The 3,884-nt window shown below is 42.9% G+C and carries 3 protein-coding genes; all 3 read right to left on the bottom strand.

Annotated features, from left to right (window positions below):
- Positions 1-86 precede the first annotated feature (86 nt).
- The 3 genes from ABES02_RS29655 to ABES02_RS29645 all read right to left on the bottom strand — a co-directional run bounded on the left by ABES02_RS29655 (position 87) and on the right by ABES02_RS29645 (position 3,641).
- Positions 87-1,307, bottom strand: coding sequence for an IS256 family transposase (locus tag ABES02_RS29655; RefSeq protein ID WP_430141611.1), 1,221 nt, complete (start codon positions 1,305-1,307; stop codon positions 87-89).
- A gap of 414 nt (positions 1,308-1,721) precedes the next feature.
- Positions 1,722-1,862, bottom strand: coding sequence for a hypothetical protein (locus tag ABES02_RS29650; RefSeq protein WP_430141609.1), 141 nt, complete (start codon positions 1,860-1,862; stop codon positions 1,722-1,724).
- 576 nt (positions 1,863-2,438) lie between these two features.
- The gene (locus ABES02_RS29645; protein ID WP_430141607.1) at positions 2,439-3,641 is read right to left on the bottom strand and encodes an IS110 family transposase; all 1,203 of its coding nucleotides are present in this window, start codon (positions 3,639-3,641) and stop codon (positions 2,439-2,441) included.
- Positions 3,642-3,884 lie beyond the last annotated feature (243 nt).

The following is a 3,884-nucleotide window of genomic DNA, read 5'->3' as shown; positions in this document are numbered from 1 at the left end:
CGAGAATTTTGGGTCACCAACGGGTCTGTCAATAATTTTGTGTAAACTCTTTTGCAGCCATTTCCCCGAGGGGAAAAAATCCGAAATTATCTCAAGTGTTGTCCCACCCTGTCTGGAAAAAATACGGAGAGCTGAAGCAGCATTTGCCCCCAGTTTTGGACACGTCCTGTCCACTTGCGTGTGACATCCATCGTCGCCAGGTAGAGCATCTTCAGCAGAGCTTCGTCGCTGGGAAAAATGCTCTTGCCTTTGGTTACTTTCCGCAGTTGCCGGTGGTAGCTTTCAATGATGTTCGTTGTATAAATGAGCTTACGGATCTCAGGCGGATACTTGAAAAACGTCGCCAACTCATCCCAGTTCTTACGCCAGGATTGTATGATCAGTGGATACTTGGCTCCCCAGATTTCTTCAAACCGGTCCAATTCGACGAGGGCTGCTTCTTCGGTTGCAGCCTTGTAAATCGGTTTTAAATCAGCCGTGACCTTTTTCAAATCTTTGTAGGATACATAGCGGGTCGAATTGCGAATCTGATGGATAATACATTTCTGAATCTCCGTTTGAGGATAGCAGGCCGCGATGGCCTGGGAAAAGCCGGTCAGGTTGTCCACGCAGGTGATCAGAATGTCTTGAACGCCGCGGTTTTTCAGTTCGTTGAGCACACTGAGCCAGAACTTGGCCGATTCGTTTTCTCCGATCCACATGCCCAGTACATCTTTGTTCCCATCCAAATCGATGCCGATGACCATGTAGGCTGCCTTGTTGATAATCGCTCCATCCTGCTTCACTTTAAAGTGAATCGCATCCAGAAACACCACCGCGTACACGCCTTGTAGCGGCCTATTTTGCCATTCTTTAATGAGTGGAACGATCTTGTTCGTGACATTGGAGATCAGGGTTGGAGAGACCTCGATGCCGTAGATATTCTGCAAGTGATCCTGGATCTCCCGAGTGCTCACACCCTTAGCGTACAAGGCTACGATTTGATCTTCGATCCCGGTTACATTGGATTGATGCTTCTTAACTACCAGCGGCTCAAATTCGCCCAAACGGTCGCGAGGCACTGCAATTTCTTGTTCGCCGTATTCGCTGGTGACCGTTTTCTTGCTTTTACCGTTCCGGCTGTTCGTGGTTGTTTTCGTCTTCGTGTCATGTTTTGTATAGCCTAGATGCGTATCCATCTCGGCCTCTAGCATTTCCTGCAGCGTCTCTGCAAATAGGTCCTTCAAGGCATTCTGTGCATCTTGGGCTGTTACCAAGTTATTTTCCTTAATAAATGCTCGCAATTGCTGTTTCGTCCAGAGTCCCATCTGTTCTCCCCAACCTTTCATCTATTTCCATTTTAATAGATTTGGGAGTTTACACAAACTATTTTACAGACTCGTCGGGGACCCTGCGTATAAGCGACTACGTGTGGAATAGTATCATTTTCCGTTATGCTAACTGGAAACGTTAGCATTCAATAAACCAAGTCTAGGACTTAACGACTGCCCGCTAGTTTTATATTGGAGTCAGTCTAATACTTATTATTCGGATCCTGACGGTTTAGCAATTCAGAAAACCGCGTAGGATCAACAAATCAGTCTATAACTTTATTTTCTTCGGACAACAATAAAACAGGTAATCCACTTTAGAAAATTAATGCTTTAACGTGTACATCTATACATATCCATGAGCGTCCCATTTTGCATATTTGATTTGTGAACGAAAGATTGACCTCAGTTTCAGATTACATTATTTAGAGTTCGTTCAAGGATTTTTTTCAGTTTTTCTATTGAGGAATCAAGAGACTCATCATTATTCTCAGCATGAAAAACAAAGTCTTCAAGGTCTTTCAGCAGTGAATCTAAGAATGGTTTATTCATTGTAAACCCCTAATTGACTTATTTAGTATGGAAACTAGGAGTTATTTTAACATGTCTTTATAAAAAGACTATTAGAAGAATATTAAAAAAATTTTTCGAATAGGATCTTATCTTAAAATCAACAGGCGGAAACTATTGTCGGACGACAAGAACATAGCCGATTCAAACCCGCACAAAACGTGGGTTTTTCTTTGCATTCGGTCAAGTTCTTGTCGTGGACGAACGACAAGAACTTGACCCTATTGTCGGAGTGGAAGAAACATGAAATTCTAACGATACAAATGTACCTACATAAATCTTCTTTAACAAGCCCTTAGTAAAGGTTATCTTTTTTTATGTAGGAACTTTCATGTCACAGCTACGCAAAAGTTCCTACATTATGCTCAAACGACACAAATGCCAGGACATAATAGTAAACACTGGGGGTGGCCGGCGTTAAGCTATTCCAGCTAATAGCTTGTCAATATTTAATTATTAATGACCATTTCATAAGGTGGTATACTTAAAAAAGTGTATGGCAAACAACCGTCCTCCTTAGCACGGAAATAGATTCCATATATTTCTATATCATTCTAGTTACTCTAAACGGAACGCTTCTTTAGTAGTCAAGATGGCAAAAATCCAGTGGATGAGTTTATTAACACAAGCGATTATTGCTACTTTGAACAGCTTTCCTTCAGCACGTTTCTTATCATAATAAGCCCTTAACTTTTTATTTCTATTACTACGAATTCCGCATCGTACAGCTTGATATAGGGCAGTACGGAGCCTTCTGGAGCCATGCTTAGTGATTTTATTTTGGGTAGCCACAAATTTGCCTGAAGCAAAAACACTTGGGTCAACACCAGCAAAGGCTACCAATTTCTTTGCGTGATCAAACCGATCGATTTCCCCAATCTCAGCTAAAATTGTTGCAGCAATCTTAGTGCCAATACCGGGTATCGATTGGATTAAATCATATTCAAGTAACTCTTCAGCCAGGGCATCTATCGATTTATCAAGGGTGGTCAGATGTTCCTGGTATTGAAGAAGTAATTTGATAAGCAGCTGAATGGAGATCAAATGGCTTGGAAAAGCAGTCTCCTTAAAGGGATTTCGCTTTGCTGCAGCTAGTAAGATTTGAGCGTGTTCCAGACACCATGAAGCGGACCTGCCGCGCCCAGTAAGGCTATGGATTGCTGTTGTAATTTCCTTTTCAGACATCTCAAGGACCTCTTTAGACGTCGGGTGTAAATCCAGGAAGCGAAGGGAAACTTTCGAGTAAAGGTCACCAAATACGCCATGGTATTCGGGAAAAACTTGATCCAGAATGGCCTGGAATTGTAGTTTTGCTTGAACATACATACCAGTTAGAGAATCATGCTGTCGTGTGAGGTAGCGTAAATTCATGAGATGCTGGCCCCGTTTTTTGTAGGGTTCAAACTCTTCTTTATAGAACAATGCTCCTAGCTGATAGGCATCAGCGGCATCCGTCTTCACACGTCGCAAATTGGTTTTCTTCGCTTCATGTGAAATTAACGGATTAATGACGATGTACAGATACTGGTGCTCATCCAGAAATTGAACGACAGCGCTATGATAATGGCCTGTTGCTTCCATAACAATGGAAGGGCGCATCCCCGCGGCGGACTCCACATCTCTTACATAGTTAAGAAAGGAGTCTAATCCTTCAAGATTATGGTTAAACCTAAAAATCTTCCCATGAGGAATCCCACGGTCTAAAAAAGCTTGTGCATGGCTCTCTCCCTTGGACACATCCAAACCAATGACTGGATTCATTACATCACTCCTATAGCATTATCGCCGGCAGCCCCTAACCTTCTTGTCTTCCACACTATCGCATGTGATACGGGATCCATGTCCCAACCAGCCTAACCATGGTTGAACAAGTAGGGGGGATGAACTGAATAGCTCTCGGGATCCAAGTCCCACGGGCAGAATCGTTCGATCCCCGGCTACCGCTATCTTACGACCATATAAAAACGAGGTCGACCAGAAAGATCTGGTGACCTCATAATACGA

The organism is Neobacillus pocheonensis, assembly GCF_050477905.1.
Classification (GTDB): Bacteria; Bacillota; Bacilli; order Bacillales; family Cytobacillaceae; genus Neobacillus; species Neobacillus pocheonensis_A.
The sequence above is the reverse complement of the archived record's forward strand: the minus strand, read 5'-3'. Positions and strand labels throughout refer to the sequence as shown.

Excerpts from the sequence above, each read along its gene's own strand:
- ABES02_RS29650 (WP_430141609.1), bottom strand. The coding sequence starts at position 1,862 with ATGAATAAACCATTCTTAGATTCACTGCTGAAAGACCTTGAAGACTTT.
- ABES02_RS29655 (WP_430141611.1), bottom strand. The coding sequence starts at position 1,307 with ATGGGACTCTGGACGAAACAGCAATTGCGAGCATTTATTAAGGAAAAT.
- ABES02_RS29645 (WP_430141607.1), bottom strand. The coding sequence starts at position 3,641 with ATGAATCCAGTCATTGGTTTGGATGTGTCCAAGGGAGAGAGCCATGCA.